The following is a 20189-nucleotide window of genomic DNA, read 5'->3' as shown; positions in this document are numbered from 1 at the left end:
ACCCGCCCCTTAGGAAATCCTGATGCTGGACTCGTTACTCGTTCCCACCGCAATCGTTGCCTTGGCCGAAATCGGCGACAAGACGCAACTGCTCGCGCTGATTCTCGCCGCCCGCTTCCGCAAACCGTGGCCGATCATCGCCGGTATCGTCGCCGCCACCCTGGCCAACCACGCAGCAGCCGGTGCGGTAGGCGCCTGGTTCGGCAGCTTCTTCTCGAATGCGACGCTGCACTGGATTCTGGCCGCAAGCTTCACCGCCACCGCGCTGTGGACCTTGGTCCCGGACAAAATGGACGACGATGAAACCAGCACCGCGCGCAAGTTCGGGCCCTTCCTGACCACGCTGATCGCGTTCTTCCTTGCCGAAATGGGCGACAAGACTCAGGTCGCAACAGTGATGCTCGCCGCGCAATACCCGGATCTGTGGCTGGTGATTATCGGCACCACCGCAGGCATGTTGATTGCCAACGTACCAGTGGTTCTGGCGGGTAACTTTGCCGCAGACAAACTGCCACTGACCCTGATCCGTCGCCTCGCGGCCTCGGCGTTCATGATTCTGGCAGTGGTTGCGGTGTACAAGGCGATGCAGAGCAGTGGCTGGGTTTAACCCGCACCCCTGATTTGGCAATGACCTGTGGCGAGGGGATTTAACGAAACGTCGCACCGCCCCGTTCGGCTGCGTAGCAGTCGCAAAATCACTGTTTGCGGTGTGCCTTACACACCCGACCAGCATTTTTGGGGGTGCTTCGCACCCCAACGGGGCGGTGCGACGTTTCGCTAAATCCCCTCGCCACAATAGGTCCCCTCAGCCCATACATCCGATCATTCACAGAAACTGCGATGGACTCAGGATTTAGGGGCTTGTTCGTACAGCGGCATGACCTTCGGAATCGCTGCCTGCAACGAGGCAATTCGGCTGGCCGACGCCGGGTGAGTGCTCATGAACTCTGGCGGCGAACCTTCCGAAGCCTTGCTCATCTTGTTCCACAAGGTGATCGCCGCGTTCGGGTTGTAGCCAGCGCGGGCCGCGAGTTCGAGGCCGATCAGGTCGGCTTCGTTTTCGTTGGCACGGCTGTTGGGCAAGGTCATGCCGTAGTTGGCCACGGTGTCGGCCAGCGCCAGACTGTCCTGACCCAGACCGAGCAACGCACCCGCGCCCTGCTTGGCCATTTCAATGCCGTAGGCCTTGGACATCGCTTCACGACCGTGCTCGCGCAGGGCGTGGGCGATTTCATGGCCCATGACAGCGGCGATTTCATCGTCGGTAAGCTTCAGGCTGTCGATCAGCCCGGTGTAGAAAATGATCTTGCCGCCAGGACCGCAGTTGGCGTTGAGTTCGTCGCTCTTGATCAGATTGACCTCCCATTTCCACTGCGCCGCATCCGGACGGAAGTTCGGTGCCTGAGCAATCAAGCGATCGGCAATTGCCTGAACCCGCTTGGCGTCACTGCTGGTCTTGTCCAGCACACCTTTGGTGGAAGCTTCGCCGACAGTCTTCTGATAGGACTGGGCATACATCTGGTCGACCTCTTGCGAGGACAGCATGCTGAACATGTACTGCTTGCGCTCCACACCCACGGCGCCGCCGCTGGTGGTGTTGACCGACTGACAACCGGCGAGCAACAGCGCCGCGCTCAGTGCACTAACAACCAATGTCTTGTTCATTCAAAAGCTCCCTGAAAACATGCCGCGTATCCTAGGCGGGTAATTGTATCGGCGCCAGATACAACAGACGTGCAGCAGCTACTTTCAGAAGACGCCCGCCACATCTGTAGGAAAAAATTCACACACCCCGCGCATGCCCTGTGCCACTGCGTCATGCAGCGATCCGTTTACGACATCCCCGCGCAATTGCCCCGCGCACCACTCATGGCGCAATGCCTGCTGCCGATACAACAGCGCAGACGTCCTCTTGCGTGCGGAGCTCCCATGAAGTTCAAGTCGATCCAGTTTTCCGTGGCCGCCCTGGCCGGCGCCATCGTGCTCAGCGTGGTTGCCGCGCTGGTGCTGTATGCGCTGTTTTCCGGCGCCCGCACCCAAGACATGGTGCAGCAACGCACCCAGGCGCAGTTCGAGCAGGTCATCGAGCAACGCCTGACGTCACTGGCGCAAACCCAGGTCAGTCAGATCCAGCGCGAACTTGAAGCACCGCTGTTGATTGCCGGCGGACTGGTGCGGGTCAACGCTCTGCTCGGCACGCCGGGCGCTGACGGTCAGCCACGCCTGACCGTCAGCCGTGAACAACTGATCAGCCTGATCAAAGAGAACGTCGAAAAGAATCCGAAGATTCTCGGCACCTACATCGGCTGGGAAAAAAACGCGCTGGACCACAACGACGCGGCCTACGTTGGCACCAGCGTTGTCGGCATCGACGCAGCCAACGGGCGCTTCCTGCCATGGTGGTTCCGCAATGACGACGGCACGCTGGGTCTCGACAAACTGGTGGACGTCGACGATCAAAAAGTCCTCTCGACCGGCGTGCGCGCCAGCGAGTATTACCTGTGTTCGAAAGAGAGCAAAAAATCCTGCGTGATCGATCCGGCCCCGTACAAGGTCGGCGACAAGATCGTCATGCTCGCCTCCTTTATTGAACCGATCATGCTCAACGGCACATTCCAGGGCATCGTCGGCGCCGACCTGTCGGTGAACTTCATTCAGGAAATGTTGCTCGGCGCCAGCCAGAAGCTCTATAGCGGTGCCGGGGAAATGGCCCTGATTGGCGGCAACGGGCGAATCGTTGCCTACACCAAAGACCCGAGTAAATTCGGCGAGAAGGTCAGCGACATCCTCGACAGCCAGCAGATCGCCAATATGGCCAATCTCAAGCGCGGCGAAGTCACCTACTCCGTCAACAAGGAAAAGGGTCGCATCGAGTTGTACCTGCCATTCGGCATTGGCCAGACCGATGCGCAATGGACATTGATGCTGCAATTGCCGTTGAACGCCGTGATGGCCGATCTGCAAAAACTTCAGGCTGACCTTGACGCTCAACGCAAATCCGACACCTTCGGCATGGCCATGGTCGGTTTGATCATCGCCGGTCTCGGCTTGCTGGTGATCTGGCTGGTTGGCCACGGCATCGCCAGGCCACTCAAGCAAATGGTCGCGATGCTCGACGATATCGCTCAGGGTGAAGGTGATTTGACCCGCCGCCTGAGCAGTGATCGCAGCGATGAACTGGGCTCGATCGCCAAAGGCTTCAACACCTTCCTCGCCAAGTTGCAGGCGATGATTACGCAAGTGGTGACCTCGGTGCAGAGCGTCAGCGATTCTTCGGAACACACCGCAGACATCGCCATCCGCACCAACATCGGCATCCAGAAACAAATGGCCGAGATTGATCAGGTGGCCACGGCGGTGCAGGAAATGACCGCCACCGCTCAAGACGTGGCGCGCAACGCGACTCAGGCTGCACAAGCGGCCAATCATGCGGATCAGGCAGCCAGCCAAGGCATGCAAATCGTGCGCGATACGTCGAATTCGATTGGCGTGCTCGCGGTGGAAATCGGCAAGGCTGTGGACGTGGTGCAAACGCTGGCCAAGGACAGCGAGAACATCAACGCGATCCTCACCGCGATTCGCGGGATCGCCGAACAGACCAACCTGCTGGCGCTCAACGCGGCCATCGAAGCGGCCCGCGCCGGTGAGCAGGGCCGCGGTTTTGCGGTGGTCGCGGACGAAGTACGCAATCTGGCGCAGAAAACCCAGAAAGCCACCGAAGAAATCCAGACCATGATCCAGCAACTGCAGCAGGGCACCCGCGATGTGGTGCGGGTCATGGAAGACAGCCAGAACCGCACCGACGAAAGCGTGCAGCACGCGGCGAAAGCAGCCGAGGCGCTGGAAACGATTACTCAGGCGGTGTCGGTGATCAACGACATGAACACGCAGATTGCCAGTGCCGCGGAGGAACAAAGCGCGGTGGCGGATGACATCAACCGCAACGTGATCAACATCGGGCAAGTGGCGAATGAAGTGGCTGGCGGGGCGGATGAGTCGAGTTCGGCGAGTGCCGATCTGACCAAACTGGCTGAGCAGCAGCGTCGGTTGATCAACCAGTTCAAGGTCTAAAAAGGCAAGATCAAAAGATCGCAGCCTTCGGCAGCTCCTACAGAGATCGGTGTAGGAGCTGCCGAAGGCTGCGATCTTTTTGCTTTTGATTTAACCCGGAGTCAGACACTCCGGCCCGTTGAGCTTGGGATCATTGACCATGTTCGCCAGCACCCGCTCGCGTAGCGCCGCAGGTTCACTGGCGAGCAAACCCTGCAAGACATGCAGCGGCGTCTCGGGATCGAGCCATGCGGCTTGCCCCGCCTCATCCAGAATCAACGGTCGACGCTGACTGGACGCAGGCTGAGTGATGACCGCCGTGCTCAGCCACACCTGCTCCTGCACCGGATACGCTTCCCAGATCGCCGCAAAAAACAGTGAAGAGCCCTCCCCCGGCGTCAGCCAGTACGGGCGCTTGCGCTGAGTGCCGCGCCATTCGTAAAAACCGTTGGCCGGCAGCAGGCAGCGGCGCAGGCGCAGGGCTTCGCGAAACATGGGCTGTTCGGCGACGGTTTCGGCCCGGGCATGCGCGGGGGTTTTCGACAGATCCGTCAGCCACGGTGGCGTCAGACCCCAACGGGCGCGGGCCAGCGTGCGCTGACCGTCGGGCTCGGCACGCAGCATCAACACCGAATCATTGGGGGAAATGTTCCACTGCGCCAGTTGATCGGCGGGAAAACCTGGCAGGGCCGCGAAGTCACGGTTCCAGCGAAACAGGGCATAACGTCCACACATGGGGCAACACGACTCTGGATAAAACGAACGTCAGCCTAACAGACCAGCGTACCGGGGAAGCTCTCCGGTTCATCGCCGGGCAGCGGCAGCGCGGCATTGTACGCGGTGATCAACTCGCGGGCGTACTCGGCCTGATCGTTATCGACGGATAACCCCAGCAGGCCGAAGATCGGCAGTTCGCCCGTGCCCCCGAGCAAATCGCGGCCCACCAGGTGCGCCTCGATACCTTCACTGGCGAGCATGCCTTGCAGCAACTCGCCTTCCATCAGGTTTTCCGGTTCGTAGATTCGCTGCATGCGCACCCCTCACTCGTTTTCACTACGGACGTCGAGAAACCATTCATCCTCATGAACCTGCAATACAAACGTGATCGGCCGGCAACACACCTGACAGTCCTCGATATAGGTCTGATCTCCCCCGGAGAGATCAACCGTAGTCTCGACCTCTTCACCACAATACGGACATTCATACTGTGCGTTCTCCAGCATCGCGGTCTCCCAAGTGACTTGTGCGTATAATCGCCGGTCTATTTGCAGGGCTATTTTTGTCTGGCTGACTTTTCAGACCGTGCCCCGTTGGTTTTCGATCAAAACCTTTACTTACCCTAGCCGTTTCTAACAAGAGAGCATGATGGGCGAATTCGATGCCATCCGACCTTACGACGACAGCGAAGTACCTGTGGTACTGGCAAGACTGCTCGGCGACAAGGCGTTTCTAGATATCCTCACCCACTTCCGCTTCCCGCGTTTCGCCGGTGCTTTCGGCTGGATGCTCAAACCACTTATAGCCCATCGACTGCGTCGTGAGTTCGCCGACGTGACATCGGTGGCGACTTTGCAGGACAAGGTCGAGTCTTACGTCGACCACACCATCGAGCGCGCCACCGACGGCGTGACCTATACCGGTGTCGAGCAATTCAAGTCCGGCAGCGCTTATTTGTTCATCGCCAACCACCGCGACATCGTGATGGACCCGGCCTTCGTCAACTACGCCGTGTATCACGCCGGCCTGCCGACCCCGCGCATCGCGATTGGCGACAACCTGCTGCAAAAGCCGTTTGTCAGCGATTTGATGCGTCTGAACAAGAGCTTCATCGTGCACCGCTCGATCACCGGGCGCCGCGAGAAGATGGCGGCGTATCAGTTGCTCTCGGCCTACATCAACCACTCGATCCGCAATGACTGCGCGTCGATCTGGATCGCTCAGGCCGAAGGCCGGGCCAAGGACGGCGACGACCGTACCGAGTCGGCGATCCTCAAGATGTTCCACATGAGCCGCAAGGACGAGCCGTTCGGCGAAGTCATTCAGTCGCTGAACGTGACCCCGGTGTCGATCAGCTACGAATACGATCCGTGCGATCAGGCCAAGGCTCGCGAACTGTATATCCGCGCCACCACCGGCACCTACGCCAAGGCGCCGGGCGAGGACGACGTAAGCATCGCCAAGGGCATCACTGGCTATAAAGGCCGCGTGCATGTGAACTTTGCCGCGCCGATTACTCAGCTGTTCGAAGACACCAAGCAATTGGCGGTCGAGATGGACAAGCAGATTCTCGGCGGCTATCGCCTGTTCCCGGTGCATTACCTGGCGTATGCGCAGTGGACCGATGCCGACCCGCAATTGCAGGTGCCGAAAGCCGCTGAAGTGTTCCCGGCGGATGAGTTGGCCAAGGCGCAGCAGGAATGGCAAAGCCGACTGGACGCCTGCCCGCAAGAGCACCGTCCGTATCTGGTGCTGCAATATGCGACGCCGGTGCGTAATCAGTATCGGGTGAAAGCAGGGTTGCCGCTGTAAAACAACAGCAAGATCAAAAGATCGCAGCCTGCGGCAACTCCTACAGGGGAATGATGTACACCCTGCAGGAGCTGCCGCAGGCTGCGATCTTTTGCTTTCAGAAGCGGGTGCTGATCCAGGAGACGATCAGGGCCAGGCCCAGGCAGACGAAGCCGAAGCGGTAGAAAAACCGGTTCATGCGCAAGGTCGCCCAGTCCATGATCGGCTCGGCGTTCGGCTGGGCTTGGCGTTGCGCGGCGATGCTGGCCATCGCCCGTTGCTCACGGCGGCGGGTAGCGTGCAGCAGCCAACTGCCCGGAAAGGCCAACAGCAGCGCCAGCAGGTTGATCAATTTGGCCGGATGGGTGGTAAACAGCGTCATCAAATGCAGCGACATCACAAACCTCAAACTAAACCGGTGTGGCAGACGCCAGACCGACGACCGCGCCGCGGATAATACCCAAACCTGCCTGCCCTGCCCCAGCCTTTGCGACAAATAACGCAACAATCGACCGATGGCTGTCCTGTGTCACAGCTTCGTCATGTAGATCAACCACCATGCGCGCCTCGAAACCCACATGGAACGCGACATGCTTCACGCCGAGAACCAGGACCGTCTTTACCTCATCACCCCCAGCGACGAACAACAGAACCTCGTCGGCAGCCTGGCCTTCAATGTTCAGGACCGTCACTGGCTGGTGTATTGCGCGCTGGGCGGGCATCAGCATGCGGATTTGCCGGAGACTGATTTGCTGACCGGCGTGAGCGTGCTCGACTTCTATTCGCAAGCTGCCTGACCCACATAGCCACAAGTAGGAGCTGCCGAAGGCTGCGATCTTTTGACGTTGTTTCTTAGCACGAAGATCAAAAGATCGCAGCGTGCCGCAGCTCCTACAGGGATCGGTGGGCATGAAAAAGCCCGGAATCATCACTGGTCCCGGGCTATTTTACGTCAGGCGAAAACCTTACTCGGCGAGGATCTGGCCGACAGTCGGGTCCTTGAACAGACGGGTCAGTGCGTCGCTCAATACATCGCTGACCAGTTTGGTGTTGGTTTCCTGGTTCGGCGCCATACCGAAGCGCTGATCCAGCGACGCGCCGTAACGGCCGCTGTAACGGCGGTTGCCGCTCTGCACGTCGGAGCGGAAGGTCGCGCCGATGGTGGCTTCGGTCACGTACATGCCTTCTTTCGGCGACTGGTATTTCAGCTCAGTCAGGGTCACGGTCAACTGCGGCGCGTTGGCGGCGTTGTTGGTCGGAGTGAAACCCAGCAGACGCACGGCGGCTTCGGCCTGAGCCTGCAACTTCGGCAGGATCTGCTCTTTCTGCACGGTGATCGCGCTGGTTTCAGGGTACAGGCCACCACGGGTGCCGAGGGTTGGCGACGGACGACCATCCGCTACGCGTACCACCACAGGCTGACCATGGCCGACCGGGGCCAGCTGAGTGGTCAGCTTCGGTTCCGGGCTCAGTTGTTGCGGGCTGTGGGCGCAGCCGACCAGCGTCAAACTGGTCACAGTGATCAAACCGAACAACAGGCGTTGCAACATGCTCTTTTCTCCAGAATCAGGCACAAACAGGCCGGCAGTATAGCGGTGGGCCACTGCGGGGAACCAGCGCCGCACAGTGAATACTGAAATGTCAGACAAAGCCGCCGCAAAGCGGTTCCTGTCACACATTCTTCACTGCCCATACACCTTGATGTCACGGGGTGCTGACAATCTTCAAAGCAGTCCCCCAAGCAAGGAACCCGGCCATGCGTTATCTGATCTCATTGTTCGCTCCGCGCCCTTTGCACCGCAGCTTTGCCTTGCTCGACCGCAACGGCCACTGCCAGGCTTTCAAGCAATGCAGCCTGCAACCGATGGGTGATGGCTGGGTCGAAATCGAAGAAATTCGTCTCAAATGGTTGCACCAGCCATTGCCTGCCAGCGCCCGCGTGATCCAGCAACAGCCGCGCGCACGGGCCCATGCGATGTTGAGCATCTGACCGGATGTCTAATAAAAGTCATTAAACACGACCAACTCCCTGCATTTCTTCGATACAATCTCCCCCCGATTATAAGGACGTCTCCTGATCGGGCCCCGCAACACCGTCAATGTGCATGCATTGGCAACCAAATCGCCCACAGAGAGCCGCCCACACAGATCGAGTGAAGCTGGCGCGCTTGCTGTTCGTTGAGCAAATCCCCACTTTTCGCGAATCTGCAGAGCTGTCGTCATGCTCGGCCTTTGGCCAGCCTGCACAGCCCTTTTTGAGGTTCACGTCTTCAAAAGAGCGTGAAAAAAACGGGTTTTCACAACTTCACAAGAGTGTGGCGAGCAAATGAATAGTTTTGCGTCTGAACATGCACCATTAGCGTCTGAAACAGCCCAACGACACAGGACCGGGTACGTCTCGAACACCGGAGCCTGAAGCCTGTCCGCTACGGATTTGGTTGCACAAACGGATGTCTCGACCATAAGTCGAATTGCCAGCCGCGTGCTGAAATGAGTTCATGGAGCTCTTGAAGCCAGGCCACATGCATCCGTCGAAGTTGCAAAAAATTGCGAAGATTCGGACATGGCGAACCTGACCATCGGTAGCTGGGGCACAACTGACCTGCCCCGGATCGCCTGGCAGCCATGCCGACAATTTGGTGCTGCAGATTTTGGAGACGCGTTAAATGGCGCATAACGAAGCAGTCGACGTAGTTCTGGTTGGGGCCGGCATCATGAGTGCCACCCTTGCAGTACTGCTCAAAGAGCTCGACCCGGCGATCAAGCTGGAAGTCGTCGAGTTGATGGATTCCGGTGCTGCGGAGAGTTCCAACCCGTGGAACAACGCCGGTACCGGCCACGCCGGCCTGTGCGAGCTGAACTACACGCCGCAAGCGGCCGACGGCAGCGTCGACATCAAGAAAGCCGTGCACATCAACACCCAGTTCGAAGTGTCCAAGCAGTTCTGGTCGTACCTGACCAAAAAAGGCACCTTCGGCTCGTGCAAATCCTTCATCAGTCCAGTGCCGCACCTGAGCTTCGTGCAGGGCGACAAAGGTGTGTCGTTCCTCAAGGATCGCTTCGATGTCCTGAGCAAGCATCACGCTTTCTCCGACATGGAATACACCGAAGACAAGGCCAAAATGGCCGACTGGATGCCGCTGATGATGCCGGGGCGTCCGGCCGATGAAGTGCTCGCTGCCACTCGCGTGATGAACGGCACCGACGTCAACTTCGGCGCCCTGACCAATCAGTTGCTCAAGCACCTGACCAGCGCTCCGGATGCTCAGGTCAAATACTGCAAGCGTGTGACCGGCCTCAAGCGTAACGGCAGCGGCTGGACCGTCAGCATCAAGGACGTCAACAGCGGCAATACCCGTGAAGTCGATGCCAAATTCGTTTTCCTCGGTGCTGGCGGCGCGGCGCTGCCGCTGTTGCAGGCTTCGGGCATCGAAGAAAGCAAAGGCTTCGGCGGCTTCCCGATCAGCGGCCAGTGGCTGCGTTGCGACAACCCGGAAGTGGTCAAGCATCACCAGGCCAAGGTTTACAGCCAGGCTGCAGTAGGTTCGCCACCGATGTCGGTGCCGCACCTCGACACCCGCGTCGTCGACGGCAAGAAATCCCTGCTGTTCGGGCCATACGCCGGTTTCACCACCAAGTTCCTCAAGCACGGTTCCTTCATGGACCTGCCGATGTCGGTTCGCGCCGGCAACATCGGGCCGATGCTGGCAGTGGCGAAAAACAACATGGACCTGACCAAGTATCTGGTCAGCGAAGTGATGCAATCGATGGAGCAGCGCCTGGAATCCCTGCGTCGCTTCTACCCTGAAGCGAAAGCCGAAGACTGGCGCCTGGAAGTGGCCGGCCAACGGGTGCAGATCATCAAGAAGGACCCGAAAAAGGGCGGCATCCTGCAGTTCGGTACCGAACTGGTTGCTGCAAAAGACGGCTCCCTCGCCGCCCTGCTCGGTGCTTCGCCGGGTGCCTCGGTAACCGTTTCGATCATGCTGGAACTGATCGAGAAGTGCTTCCCGAGCCAGACCAAGGGTGAGTGGGCTGGCAAACTGGCAGAAATCTTCCCGGCCCGTGAAAAGGTTCTGGAAACCGATGCTGCGCTGTATCGCAAGATCAACACGCAGAACAACATCGCTCTGGAACTGGTTGAAGAAAGCAGCGAGACCCCAAGCTACGCTTGATCCCGCGCCATAAAAAACGCCCCGTACTCAGTGAGTGCGGGGCGTTTTTTATGGGCGATGTCACCGATATTGCTGGTCCATCTGACTTTGTGACGAGGGGATTTATCCCCTCGCCACAGGTAATTCAGGAAATCAGCTAATCAGGTAATCAGGTAATCAGGTAATCAGGTAATCAGGTAATCAGGTAATCAGGTATAGATCTAGGCGCGGGCCTTGTCGATCAGCGCGATGTACTCCGGCGCATTGCGCTGGTCGCGGATCTGATCAACGAAGGTCTGGCCCTGCTCGTCCTTGCCGTCGACGTCATAACCAGCCTCGACGAAGAACACCAGGAACCGCTCGAAATCGTCGATCCGCAGGCCACGGTAGGCCTTGATCAGTTTGTGCAGCGACGGCGAGGTGGCGTCGACCGGTTCAAAATCGAGGAACAGCTTGATCTGCTCATCGCCGATCTCGTCACCAATCAGTTGCTTCTTATCTTTACGCATTGCCGACTCCAGCTCGCAGACATTTCACGGGGCAGGCAGTTTACCCCTGCGCGGGCGCCGGGCTCAACGCGAGCGAGTGCTGCCGGTGTGTAAATCCGCCCAGATATGGCCGTTGGCATAGCTGAGGAATTGCACATACACCGTGTCGTTACGCAGCAAATCGATCACCACCCGGTACTGGGCCAGCGGGTAATAGAGGGTCAGGGTTTTGTTCTTTTCGTCGTAAACCGGCTTTTTCAGGCTTTTGCTTTCGCCGTCGAAGTTGACCAGTACCTGAGTGATCGACGCGCCCTTGTTCAGGGACTTGCCCTTGAGGCGGATCATCAACGATGAAGTGACCGGGATCGGCTGCTGATTGGACTGGCGTTGCGCACCGACCACCACCGAATAATCGGTGACTTGCAGCAGTTGTTGCTGTTCGGGTTCAGCGTCGCGCAGGGTCAGATCATCAGGCGGCAGGAATTGGCTGTGCATCGGCGCCGGGGCGGCGGCCAGGGGCAGGCTGAGGGTCAACAGCAAGGCTGCGCAGCTGCGGATCAAAAGGCTCATGACAGGCTCCGGAGGCGGGGCTGAGCACTCTAGCATGGGTGTTGCGGGTTGATCAGCACACACAAACAACTGTGGGAGCTAGCCTGCTGGCGATGACGAACTGTCAGCAACATTGATGTTGGCTGATACGACGCCATCGCTAGCAGGCTAGCTCCCACAGGGGTAATGCAGGTTTCTTACATGCCTTTAACGGCGAAGATCCCGTTGGCGTTGCGCCAGTAGCCTTTGTAGTCCATGCCGTAACCGAAGATGTAACGGTCGATGCATGGCAGGCCAACGAAGTCTGCTTTCAGATCAGGACGCGCTTTGCGGTCGTGATCTTTGTCGATCAGCACGGCGGTGTGCACTTTGCGTGCGCCGGCGTGTTTGCAGAAGTCGATGATCGCGCCCAGGGTGTGACCTTCGTCGAGGATGTCGTCGATGATCAGCACGTCGCGGTCGATGAACGAGACTTCCGGCTTGGCTTTCCAGAACAGGTCGCCGCCGCTGGTTTCATTGCGATAGCGGGTGGCGTGCAGGTAAGACGCTTCCAGCGGGAACTGCAGATGCGTCAGCAGTTTGCCGGAGAAAATCAGCCCGCCGTTCATCACGCAAAACACCACCGGGTTGCTGTCAGCCAGTTGCTCGTTGATTTGCGCACCGACGCGGGCGATGGCCGCCTCGACTTCAGACTCGGTGTACAGGCAGTCAGCCTCTCGCATGATTTGACGGATATGCTCGAGATCAGCGGACATGGCGCTCTCCAGGGGTTAGCGGAATTGGAAAAGCGGGCAAAGGTACGCATCCCGCGAGGTCGAATCAAGCCTTTATGGACTAACGTACTGTATGTCCTATAGGACATCACCCTCGGATAGATTAATCTAGGCCGGTTTTTTTGCCCGCCGCCGGAGCCTTTCCCCATGTCCATCCTCGAGATCCGCCATCCGCTGATCCGCCATAAACTCGGCCTGATGCGCCGCGCAGATATCAGCACCAAGAATTTCCGCGAGCTCGCTCAGGAAGTCGGCGCCCTTCTGACCTATGAAGCTACAAAAGATCTACCGCTTGAAACCTACGATATCCAGGGTTGGTGCGGCACCGTGTCGGTCGAGAAAATCGCCGGCAAGAAGATCACCGTCGTGCCGATCCTGCGTGCCGGCATCGGCATGCTTGAAGGCGTGCTCAGTCTGATCCCGGGTGCCAAGGTCAGCGCCGTCGGTGTTGCCCGCAACGAAGAAACCCTGCAAGCGCACACCTATCTGGAAAAACTGGTTCCGGAAATCGACGAACGGTTGGCGATGATCATCGACCCGATGCTCGCCACCGGCAGTTCCATGGTTGCAACCATCGACCTGCTGAAAAAGGCTGGCTGCAAGGAAATCCGCGCGATGGTGCTGGTTGCCGCGCCGGAAGGCATCGCCGCTGTCGAGAAGGCTCACCCGGACGTGAAAATCTACACCGCGTCCATCGACGAACGTTTGAACGAGCACGGTTACATCATCCCTGGGCTTGGCGACGCCGGTGACAAGATCTTCGGTACCAAGCAGAAGGACGCGTGACCATGCAGCAAGAGTTCAACGATCCGCTCTGGCGCACGGTGCTGTCTGGCGCACAGATGCTGTTCGTGGCTTTCGGCGCTCTGGTGCTGATGCCGCTGATCACGGGCCTGGACCCGAACGTGGCACTGTTTACCGCAGGTCTTGGGACGATTCTGTTCCAGATCGTCACCGGGCGTCAGGTGCCGGTGTTCCTTGCGTCGAGCTTCGCTTTCATCACCCCGATCATTCTCGCCAAGGGCCAGTTCGGCCTCGCCGCGACCATGGGCGGCGTGATGGCGGCCGGTTTTGTCTACACCTTCCTCGGCCTCGCCGTGAAGATCAAAGGCACAGGCTTCATCGACCGTTTGCTGCCGCCGGTAGTGATTGGTCCGGTGATCATTTCCATCGGTCTGGCCATGGCGCCGATTGCCGCCAACATGGCGATGGGCAAGGCTGGTGACGGTTCGGAACTGATCCACTACCAGACCGCAATGATGATCTCGATGCCAGCGCTGCTGACCACGCTGATCGTGGCGGTGTTCGGTAAAGGCATCTTCCGTCTGGTGCCGATCATTTCCGGTGTGCTGGTCGGTTTTGCCATGGCGTTCTATTTCGGCGTCGTCGATACCGCCAAGATCGCTGCGGCGCCATGGTTTGCGATTCCGCACTTCACTGCGCCGGAATTCAACTGGCAGGCGATCCTGTTCATCGTTCCGGTGGCACTGGCTCCGGCCATCGAGCACATCGGCGGCGTGATTGCCGTGGGCAGCGTGACCGGTCGTGACTATCTGAAGAAGCCGGGCCTGCATCGCACTCTGCTCGGTGACGGCATTGCCACCACCGCTGCTGGCATGTTCGGCGGCCCGCCAAACACCACCTACGCCGAAGTGACTGGCGCAGTGATGCTGACCAAGAACTACAACCCGAAAATCATGACCTGGGCGGCGGTGTTCGCCATCACCCTGGCGTTTATCGGCAAGTTCGGCGCACTGCTGCAAAGCATTCCGGTACCGGTGATGGGCGGGATTCTCTGCCTGCTGTTCGGTTCGATTGCGGCGGTGGGGATGAACACACTGATCCGTCACAAGATCGACCTCGGCGAGGCACGTAATCTGGTGATCGTTTCGGTGACGCTGGTGTTCGGGATCGGCGGTGTGCTGGTCGGTACCGGCACGGGTCCGGACGACTTCGGCCTGAAAGGCATCGCGCTGTGCGCGGTGGTGGCGATTGCGCTGAACCTGATTCTGCCGGGCAACGATGGCTGGAAGAACAAGAAGGCGGATGACCCGCTGCTTTAACGCCTTAGATTTTCAGTGCCAGAAAGATAGCTATCGCCAGCAGGCTGGCTCCCACAGTGTTTTTTCAGTGGACACAACATTTGTGTTCAACTCGAAACCCGTGGGAGCCAGCCTGCTGGCGATGCTTTTAAAGGGCCAGCGGCGCTCGTTCGCATAGAGTGGCCAACGCCTTCGCCCATTGCACGTCGTCATTCAGACACGGCACCAGCACCAGCTCCTCGCCCCCTGCTTCGCGGAACTGTTCCTTGCCGCGATCACCAATCTCTTCCAGAGTCTCGATGCAATCGGCGACAAACGCCGGGCACATCACCAGAATCTTCTTCACACCGCTTTTCGCCAGCTCATCCAGCCGCGCTTCGGTGTACGGTTCGATCCACTTCGCCCGCCCCAAACGCGATTGAAACGACACCGACCATTTGCCGTCCGGCAAGCCCATGCGCTGAGCAAACAGCGCCGCGGTGCGCAGACATTGCGCGCGATAACAGGTGGCCAATACCGCCGGTGATGCATTCTTGCAGCAGTCCTCATTCTTGAAACAATGCTGCCCCGTCGGATCAAGCTTGGTCAGATGCCGCTCCGGCAAACCATGAAAACTCAGCAGCAGATGATCGTAATCCTGCTGCAAATGCGGCTTGGCGCTTTCAACCAGCGCATCGAGGTATTCCGGCTGATCGTAGAACGGTTGCAGGATCGACAACTGCACATCGAGATTCTTCGTGCGAATGACCCGCTTCGCCTCTTCAATCACCGTGGTGGTGGTGCTGTCGGCGAACTGTGGATACAGCGGCGCCAGCGTGATGCGCTTGTGCCCCGCCGCTGCCAGTTGCAGCAGCTTCGTTTCAATCGACGGCTCGCCATAACGCATCGCCAGTTCGACCGGGCCATGGGTCCATTGCGAGGTCACCTGCTGTTGCAGACGACGACTGAGCACCACCAGCGGCGAACCCTCGCCCCACCAGATCGAGGCATAGGCATGCGCCGATTGTTCCGGGCGCTTGATCAGGATCAGTGACACCAGCAGACGCCGCACCGGCCACGGCAGGTCGATCACGTACGGGTCCATCAGAAATTGATTGAGGTAGCTGCGTACATCGGCCACCGAGGTGGAGGCCGGGGAACCCAGATTGACCAGAAGCAAGGCGTGATCGGTCATGCATCGTCCTATTTCAAAGGCGGCCGGAGAGATCGTCCAGGGCCGCGCGCAAATCCGTGAACTGGAAAGTGAAGCCCGCTTCCAGCAAGCGTGCCGGCATGGCCCGTTGGCCGCCCAGCAACAACAATGACAACTCGCCGAGCCCGACTTTCAAGGCCAGCGCCGGCATCGGCATGAACGCCGGGCGGTGCAACACGCTGCCCAGCGTTTTGGCAAATTCGCGATTACGCACCGGTTTGGGCGCGCAGCCATTATAAGGACCGCTCGCCAGATTGCGGTGCAGAAGAAAATCAATCAGGGCGATTTGGTCGTTGATATGAATCCACGGCATCCACTGCCGACCATTGCCCAAAGGCCCGCCCAACCCCAGTTTGAACGGCAGCAACAGCCGCGACAAAAAGCCGCCCTCGGCGGACAACACCAGACCGGTTCGCACCAGCACCACGCGAATACCCTGTGCTTCGGCGCGCATCGCCGTTTCTTCCCAGGCGATACACAACTGGCTGGCGAAATCATCGATCCCCGGTGGCGACTCTTCGGTCAGCTCACGCTCGCCGCCATCGCCGTACCAACCAATCGCCGAACCGGAAATCAGCAGCGACGGTTTCTGCTGACGGCGTTCCAGCCAGGTCAGCAATTGCTCGGTGAGGTTGATGCGGCTGCTCCACAACAACGCCTTGCGCCGGTGCGTCCATGGCCGGTCGGCAATCGGTGCACCGGCGAGGTTGATGATGGTGTCCAGCGGCTCTTCGCCCAGCTCTTCCAGACGGGCGATTGCACGCACTTGCGCGCCGCAGATTTTCGCGACTTTTTCCGGACGGCGACTCCACACCGTCAGGTGATGTCCCTGACTCAACCAGTGTCGACAGAGCTGTCGCCCGATCAAACCAGTACCGCCGGTCAGCAATATGTGCATGACATCTTCCTCGCGTGGCGTTTAACCCGGATCACTAGTCTATTTTTATAAGCAGGGATCTTTTCTATCGAGCAGGCTCTATTGTTTAACCATAGGCCAAGCTGTCAGAACGAGAACGCTAGAAGTTATACCAAAAAACAAAATTGTACAGGTTTCAACGACGGCGTAGTCTGTACAGAAAGGTAAACGAGGCCCCTATGACTGTACCTATCGCAATCATCGGCACCGGCATCGCCGGACTCTCGGCAGCCCAGGCTCTGACAGAGACCGGGCATACCGTCCAACTGTTCGATAAAAGTCGTGGCAGCGGCGGACGCATGTCGAGCAAACGCAGCGACGCCGGTTCGCTGGATCTGGGCGCGCAGTACTTCACTGCCCGCGACCGCCGCTTCGTCACTGAAGTCCAGCGCTGGCAAACCAACGGCTGGGTCGCCGAATGGACGCCACAGCTCTACACCTATCAGGCCGGCCAACTCAATCTGTCGCCGGACGAGCAGACCCGCTGGGTCGGCACGCCGCGTATGAGCGCCATCACCCGGGGTTTGCTCGAAGGCCTGGAAGTGCATTTCGCTTGCCGCATCACCGAGGTCTTTCGCGGTGAAGAGCACTGGCATCTGCAAGACGCCGAGGGCTTCACCCATGGGCCTTTCAGCCACGTGGTGATCGCCACGCCAGCGCCGCAAGCCACAGCATTGCTGGCGGCTGCGCCGAAACTCGCGGGTGCCGCGGCCGGGGTGAAAATGGACCCGACCTGGGCCGTCGCTCTGGCTTTCGAAACGCCGTTGGACACGCCCATCGAGGGTTGCTTCGTGCAGGACAGCCCCCTCGACTGGCTGGCCCGTAACCGCAGCAAACCCGGGCGCGATCACACCCTCGACACGTGGGTGCTGCACGCCACCAGTGCCTGGAGCCGGCAACACATCGACCTGTCCAAGGAGGAAGTGATCGAGCAATTGCACGGCGCTTTCGCCGAATTGCTGCACAGCGCCATGCCCGCCCCGACCTTCAGCCTCGCCCACCGCTGGCTCTACGCCCGCCCGGCCACCGGCCACGAATGGGGCTGCCTGGCCGATGCCGATCTGGGCTTGTACGCCTGCGGCGACTGGTGCCTGTCCGGACGTGTCGAAGGTGCGTGGCTCAGTGGTCAGGACGCCGCCCGCCGCTTGCACGAACACCTGCAATGAACCGCATAAACCCGCGTAAATTGCTGCTGTCGAAATGGACAGCAGCCCACCCGCAAAACCGCGAAAAACATTTTCTGGTGACCGAATTGTTCGAGGATGAGGACGGTACGGTGCTGGAAGTCGAGTTGCAGGCGGTGCTGACCAAACGTTGTGAACGACTCGACTGGCAGATCCTCAAGAACAACGATCAGTGGTTATCAGGCTGGAAATAGAAATCCTGTGAGAGCCAGCCTGCTGGCGATTGCATTCATACCGCCAACATCGATGGCACTGACACGCCGTCATCGCCAGCAGGCTGGCTCCCACAGGGGGCAGTAGTCATCGCACGAAAACCTATACAAACCATTTGACTTGTACACCTTTGAATCTATGCTGATGGAATGTTGTACAGAGATATCTTTCTGTACAGGTTTAGATTCGAGGTGCCTCCATGTCAGACCAATCCGCGACCCCACCGAAAATCGCCATCAGCGCCTGCCTGATGGGCGCCGAGGTGCGCTACAACGGTGGACACAAGGAATCACGCCTGTGCAGCCGCACACTTTCTGAACATTTCGAATTCGTCCCGGTATGCCCGGAAGTGGCGATCGGCCTGGGTATACCCCGTCAGCCGATCCGTCTGGTCGGTAATCCTGACAGCCCCGAAGCCATCGGCACCGTTCATCCCGAGATCAACGTCACCCAGCCGTTAGCCGATTACGGCCAGAAAATGGCCGCCGAACTCGATGACATCTGCGGCTACATTTTCATGCAGCAATCGCCCTCGTGCGGGCTGGAGCGGGTCAAGGTCTATCACGCCAACGGTGCCCCGGTGAACGGCGGCGGACGGGGGATTTATGCTCAGGCGTTCTGCGCCCGTCACCCGGACTTGCCCGTAGAAGAAGCCGGACGCCTCAACGATCCGGTGCTGCGGGAGAACTTCATCACCCGCGTGTTCGCCTACAGCGCCTGGAAAAAGGTCTTGGAACAAGGCCTGAGCCGCCGCGCGCTGACCGAATTCCACTCCCGCTATAAATACCTGCTGATGGCCCACAACCCGGTTCAATACAAAACCCTCGGCAACCTGCTGGGCAACATGGGCCAGACCGACCCTGCCGAACTCGGCCCGCGCTACTTCAGCGAGCTGATGGCTGCATTGAAAAAATGCGCGACACGCCGCACCCACAGCAACGTTCTGCAGCACATCAGCGGTTACCTGAAACAGGCGATCACTGCCGAAGACAAACAGGAAGTGCTGCACGTCATCGGCCAGTATCGCCACGGCATCGTGCCGTTGGTGGTGCCGCTGACGCTACTCAAACATCACTTCCGCCTACACCCGGACCCGTACATCGCGCAGCAGGTTTACCTGCAACCGCATCCGGAAAACCTCAGCTTGCGAAATGCCATTTGATGAACAAAGAACTCGACACCAGCGCCAGCGAAGACCTCGGCGCCGACTTCAAGAAAGCCCTCGACGAAGGCTGGCTGCCGATCCGCGAGGTCGCACGGCAGACGGGCGTCAACGCGATCACCCTGCGCGCCTGGGAGCGTCGTTATGGGCTGGTAGTGCCGCAACGCACGCCCAAAGGCCATCGGCTGTACTCAACCGAACATGTGCAGCGGATTCTCGCGATCCTCACCTGGATCAACCGTGGCGTCGCGGTCAGTCAGGTCAAGCCGTTGCTCGACACCCCGCAGGCGTTCACCGAGTCGGTGGAAAACGACTGGCAACTGTTGCGTCAGACCTTGCTGCAAGCCGTTACCCAACTCAATGAACGCAGCCTCGACGACAGCATCAATCAGGCCATGTCGCTGTATCCGCCACGCACCTTGTGCGAGCAATTGCTGATGCCGCTACTGGCTGAACTGGAACAGCGCTGGCAGGGCCAGTTCGGTGCGCAGATGGAGCGGGTGTTTTTTTATTCGTGGTTGCGCAGCAAATTCGGTGCACGCATCTACCATAACAATCGTCAGTTGCGCGCCGCGCCGCTGCTGTTGATCAATCATTCCGACCTGCCACTGGAGCCGCACCTGTGGCTTTGCGCATGGCTGATCAGCAGTGCCGATTGCCCGGTGCAAGTGTTCGACTGGCCGCTACCCGCCGGAGAGCTGGCGCTGGCGGTCGATCACCTGCAAGCCCGTGGCGTACTGCTGTATTCCAGCAAAGCCATGAACCTTGCGCAGTTGCCAAAACTGTTGAGTGGCGTGAACTGCACAAAACTGATTGTCGGACCAACGGTGTGCATCCACCACGCCGAGTTGTCCGTAAGAACTTCCGAGATCGCTGATTTGCACCTGGCCGAAGATCCCTTGTCGGCACATCAGGCGCTCATTCAGCGTGGGCTGATTTGATGAAAAATGCGGACACC

The 20189-nt window shown here is 59.1% G+C and carries 23 protein-coding genes and 1 pseudogene; 13 read left to right on the top strand and 11 right to left on the bottom strand.

What is annotated here, in order from left to right:
* Nucleotides 1-22: 22 nt before the first annotated feature.
* Entirely contained in the window at nt 23-607 is a 585-nt protein-coding gene (locus ACIOZM_RS25725) for a TMEM165/GDT1 family protein (RefSeq protein WP_401218962.1), read from the top strand.
* 239 nt (nt 608-846) lie between these two features.
* Here the strand turns inward: ACIOZM_RS25725 and ACIOZM_RS25720 are convergent, their stop codons facing one another.
* On the bottom strand, nt 847-1665 hold the full coding sequence (locus ACIOZM_RS25720; RefSeq protein ID WP_401218959.1) for a M48 family metallopeptidase: 819 nt from the start codon (nt 1663-1665) through the stop codon (nt 847-849).
* A 153-nt stretch (nt 1666-1818) separates the two neighbouring features.
* Between ACIOZM_RS25720 and ACIOZM_RS25715 the strand changes: the two are divergent.
* Together ACIOZM_RS25715 and ACIOZM_RS25710 are read left to right on the top strand one after the other, a co-directional pair.
* Nucleotides 1819-3216: pseudogene (locus ACIOZM_RS25715) on the top strand (HAMP domain-containing protein); the annotation flags it as partial.
* A 12-nt stretch (nt 3217-3228) separates the two neighbouring features.
* On the top strand, nt 3229-4071 hold the full coding sequence (locus tag ACIOZM_RS25710) for a methyl-accepting chemotaxis protein (RefSeq protein WP_401218968.1): 843 nt from the start codon (nt 3229-3231) through the stop codon (nt 4069-4071).
* A 90-nt stretch (nt 4072-4161) separates the two neighbouring features.
* Here the strand turns inward: ACIOZM_RS25710 and ACIOZM_RS25705 are convergent, their stop codons facing one another.
* Genes ACIOZM_RS25705 through ACIOZM_RS25695 form a run of 3 tightly spaced genes read right to left on the bottom strand, consistent with a single transcriptional unit; the run spans nt 4162 to nt 5273 of the window.
* Nucleotides 4162-4785: an SOS response-associated peptidase gene (locus ACIOZM_RS25705; protein ID WP_401218956.1), complete on the bottom strand. Its 624-nt coding sequence runs from the start codon at nt 4783-4785 to the stop codon at nt 4162-4164.
* 35 nt (nt 4786-4820) lie between these two features.
* Nucleotides 4821-5081 (bottom strand): putative signal transducing protein, encoded by a 261-nt coding sequence (locus ACIOZM_RS25700; protein ID WP_401218953.1) that lies wholly within the window; start codon nt 5079-5081, stop codon nt 4821-4823.
* Between the two features lie 9 nt (nt 5082-5090).
* Nucleotides 5091-5273, bottom strand: coding sequence for a CPXCG motif-containing cysteine-rich protein (locus ACIOZM_RS25695; protein WP_401218950.1), 183 nt, complete (start codon nt 5271-5273; stop codon nt 5091-5093).
* A gap of 142 nt (nt 5274-5415) precedes the next feature.
* Here ACIOZM_RS25695 and ACIOZM_RS25690 point away from each other — a divergent pair, with 142 nt between their 5' ends.
* The gene (locus ACIOZM_RS25690) at nt 5416-6579 is read left to right on the top strand and encodes a 1-acyl-sn-glycerol-3-phosphate acyltransferase (protein WP_401218948.1); all 1164 of its coding nucleotides are present in this window, start codon (nt 5416-5418) and stop codon (nt 6577-6579) included.
* Between the two features lie 97 nt (nt 6580-6676).
* On the opposite strand, the gene ACIOZM_RS25685 is transcribed toward ACIOZM_RS25690, so the two are convergent.
* On the bottom strand, nt 6677-6955 hold the full coding sequence (locus ACIOZM_RS25685) for a hypothetical protein (protein ID WP_401218945.1): 279 nt from the start codon (nt 6953-6955) through the stop codon (nt 6677-6679).
* A gap of 193 nt (nt 6956-7148) precedes the next feature.
* On the opposite strand from ACIOZM_RS25685, the gene ACIOZM_RS25680 reads away from it, so the two are divergent.
* Nucleotides 7149-7355 (top strand): hypothetical protein, encoded by a 207-nt coding sequence (locus ACIOZM_RS25680; protein WP_401218965.1) that lies wholly within the window; start codon nt 7149-7151, stop codon nt 7353-7355.
* Between the two features lie 168 nt (nt 7356-7523).
* On the opposite strand, the gene ACIOZM_RS25675 is transcribed toward ACIOZM_RS25680, so the two are convergent.
* Nucleotides 7524-8108 carry a YajG family lipoprotein gene (locus ACIOZM_RS25675; RefSeq protein ID WP_401218943.1) on the bottom strand — a complete coding sequence of 195 codons (585 nt, stop codon included), beginning with the start codon at nt 8106-8108 and terminating at the stop codon, nt 7524-7526.
* A 206-nt stretch (nt 8109-8314) separates the two neighbouring features.
* On the opposite strand from ACIOZM_RS25675, the gene ACIOZM_RS25670 reads away from it, so the two are divergent.
* Both ACIOZM_RS25670 and mqo read left to right on the top strand, forming a co-directional pair.
* On the top strand, nt 8315-8548 hold the full coding sequence (locus ACIOZM_RS25670) for a hypothetical protein (RefSeq protein ID WP_401218940.1): 234 nt from the start codon (nt 8315-8317) through the stop codon (nt 8546-8548).
* Between the two features lie 676 nt (nt 8549-9224).
* A complete protein-coding gene (gene mqo, locus ACIOZM_RS25665) occupies nt 9225-10733 on the top strand; it encodes a malate dehydrogenase (quinone) (protein ID WP_401218939.1) in 1509 nt (502 codons plus the stop codon).
* A gap of 200 nt (nt 10734-10933) precedes the next feature.
* Here mqo and ACIOZM_RS25660 read toward each other — a convergent pair whose 3' ends face one another.
* The 3 genes from ACIOZM_RS25660 to ACIOZM_RS25650 all read right to left on the bottom strand — a co-directional run bounded on the left by ACIOZM_RS25660 (nt 10934) and on the right by ACIOZM_RS25650 (nt 12504).
* Nucleotides 10934-11221, bottom strand: coding sequence for a PA4642 family protein (locus ACIOZM_RS25660; RefSeq protein WP_401218936.1), 288 nt, complete (start codon nt 11219-11221; stop codon nt 10934-10936).
* Between the two features lie 63 nt (nt 11222-11284).
* Nucleotides 11285-11770 carry a hypothetical protein gene (locus ACIOZM_RS25655; protein ID WP_401218933.1) on the bottom strand — a complete coding sequence of 162 codons (486 nt, stop codon included), beginning with the start codon at nt 11768-11770 and terminating at the stop codon, nt 11285-11287.
* 176 nt (nt 11771-11946) lie between these two features.
* Nucleotides 11947-12504, bottom strand: a complete 558-nt coding sequence (locus tag ACIOZM_RS25650) for a hypoxanthine-guanine phosphoribosyltransferase (RefSeq protein ID WP_016987197.1) — start codon at nt 12502-12504, stop codon at nt 11947-11949.
* A gap of 165 nt (nt 12505-12669) precedes the next feature.
* Between ACIOZM_RS25650 and upp the strand changes: the two genes are divergently transcribed.
* Both upp and ACIOZM_RS25640 read left to right on the top strand, forming a co-directional pair.
* Complete coding sequence (upp, locus tag ACIOZM_RS25645) at nt 12670-13308, top strand: uracil phosphoribosyltransferase (RefSeq protein WP_401218930.1); 639 nt, start codon at nt 12670-12672, stop codon at nt 13306-13308.
* Nucleotides 13309-13310: 2 nt separating this feature from the next.
* Nucleotides 13311-14585: a uracil-xanthine permease family protein gene (locus ACIOZM_RS25640; RefSeq protein ID WP_401218927.1), complete on the top strand. Its 1275-nt coding sequence runs from the start codon at nt 13311-13313 to the stop codon at nt 14583-14585.
* Between the two features lie 127 nt (nt 14586-14712).
* On the opposite strand, the gene hemH is transcribed toward ACIOZM_RS25640, so the two are convergent.
* Together hemH and ACIOZM_RS25630 are read right to left on the bottom strand one after the other, a co-directional pair.
* Nucleotides 14713-15738, bottom strand: a complete 1026-nt coding sequence (gene hemH, locus ACIOZM_RS25635) for a ferrochelatase (protein WP_401218924.1) — start codon at nt 15736-15738, stop codon at nt 14713-14715.
* A gap of 13 nt (nt 15739-15751) precedes the next feature.
* Entirely contained in the window at nt 15752-16654 is a 903-nt protein-coding gene (locus ACIOZM_RS25630; protein WP_401218922.1) for a TIGR01777 family oxidoreductase, read from the bottom strand.
* A gap of 197 nt (nt 16655-16851) precedes the next feature.
* Here ACIOZM_RS25630 and ACIOZM_RS25625 point away from each other — a divergent pair, with 197 nt between their 5' ends.
* The 4 genes from ACIOZM_RS25625 to ACIOZM_RS25610 all read left to right on the top strand — a co-directional run bounded on the left by ACIOZM_RS25625 (nt 16852) and on the right by ACIOZM_RS25610 (nt 20172).
* Nucleotides 16852-17838, top strand: coding sequence for an NAD(P)/FAD-dependent oxidoreductase (locus tag ACIOZM_RS25625; protein WP_401218919.1), 987 nt, complete (start codon nt 16852-16854; stop codon nt 17836-17838).
* A complete protein-coding gene (locus ACIOZM_RS25620) occupies nt 17835-18050 on the top strand; it encodes a TIGR02450 family Trp-rich protein (protein ID WP_401218916.1) in 216 nt (71 codons plus the stop codon). The genes ACIOZM_RS25625 and ACIOZM_RS25620 overlap by 4 nt, the downstream gene beginning before the upstream one ends.
* Before the next feature lie 218 nt (nt 18051-18268).
* Nucleotides 18269-19231, top strand: coding sequence for a YbgA family protein (locus tag ACIOZM_RS25615; RefSeq protein WP_401218913.1), 963 nt, complete (start codon nt 18269-18271; stop codon nt 19229-19231).
* Nucleotides 19231-20172: a MerR family transcriptional regulator gene (locus ACIOZM_RS25610; RefSeq protein WP_401218910.1), complete on the top strand. Its 942-nt coding sequence runs from the start codon at nt 19231-19233 to the stop codon at nt 20170-20172. Before ACIOZM_RS25615 ends, ACIOZM_RS25610 begins: the two co-directional genes overlap by 1 nt.
* Nucleotides 20173-20189 lie beyond the last annotated feature (17 nt).

The sequence above is a fragment of the Pseudomonas sp. NPDC087346 genome (genome assembly GCF_044744235.1).
GTDB lineage: Bacteria > Pseudomonadota > Gammaproteobacteria > Pseudomonadales > Pseudomonadaceae > Aquipseudomonas.
Note: the sequence above shows the minus strand (reverse complement) of the source record. Positions and strands in the feature narration are given on the sequence as shown.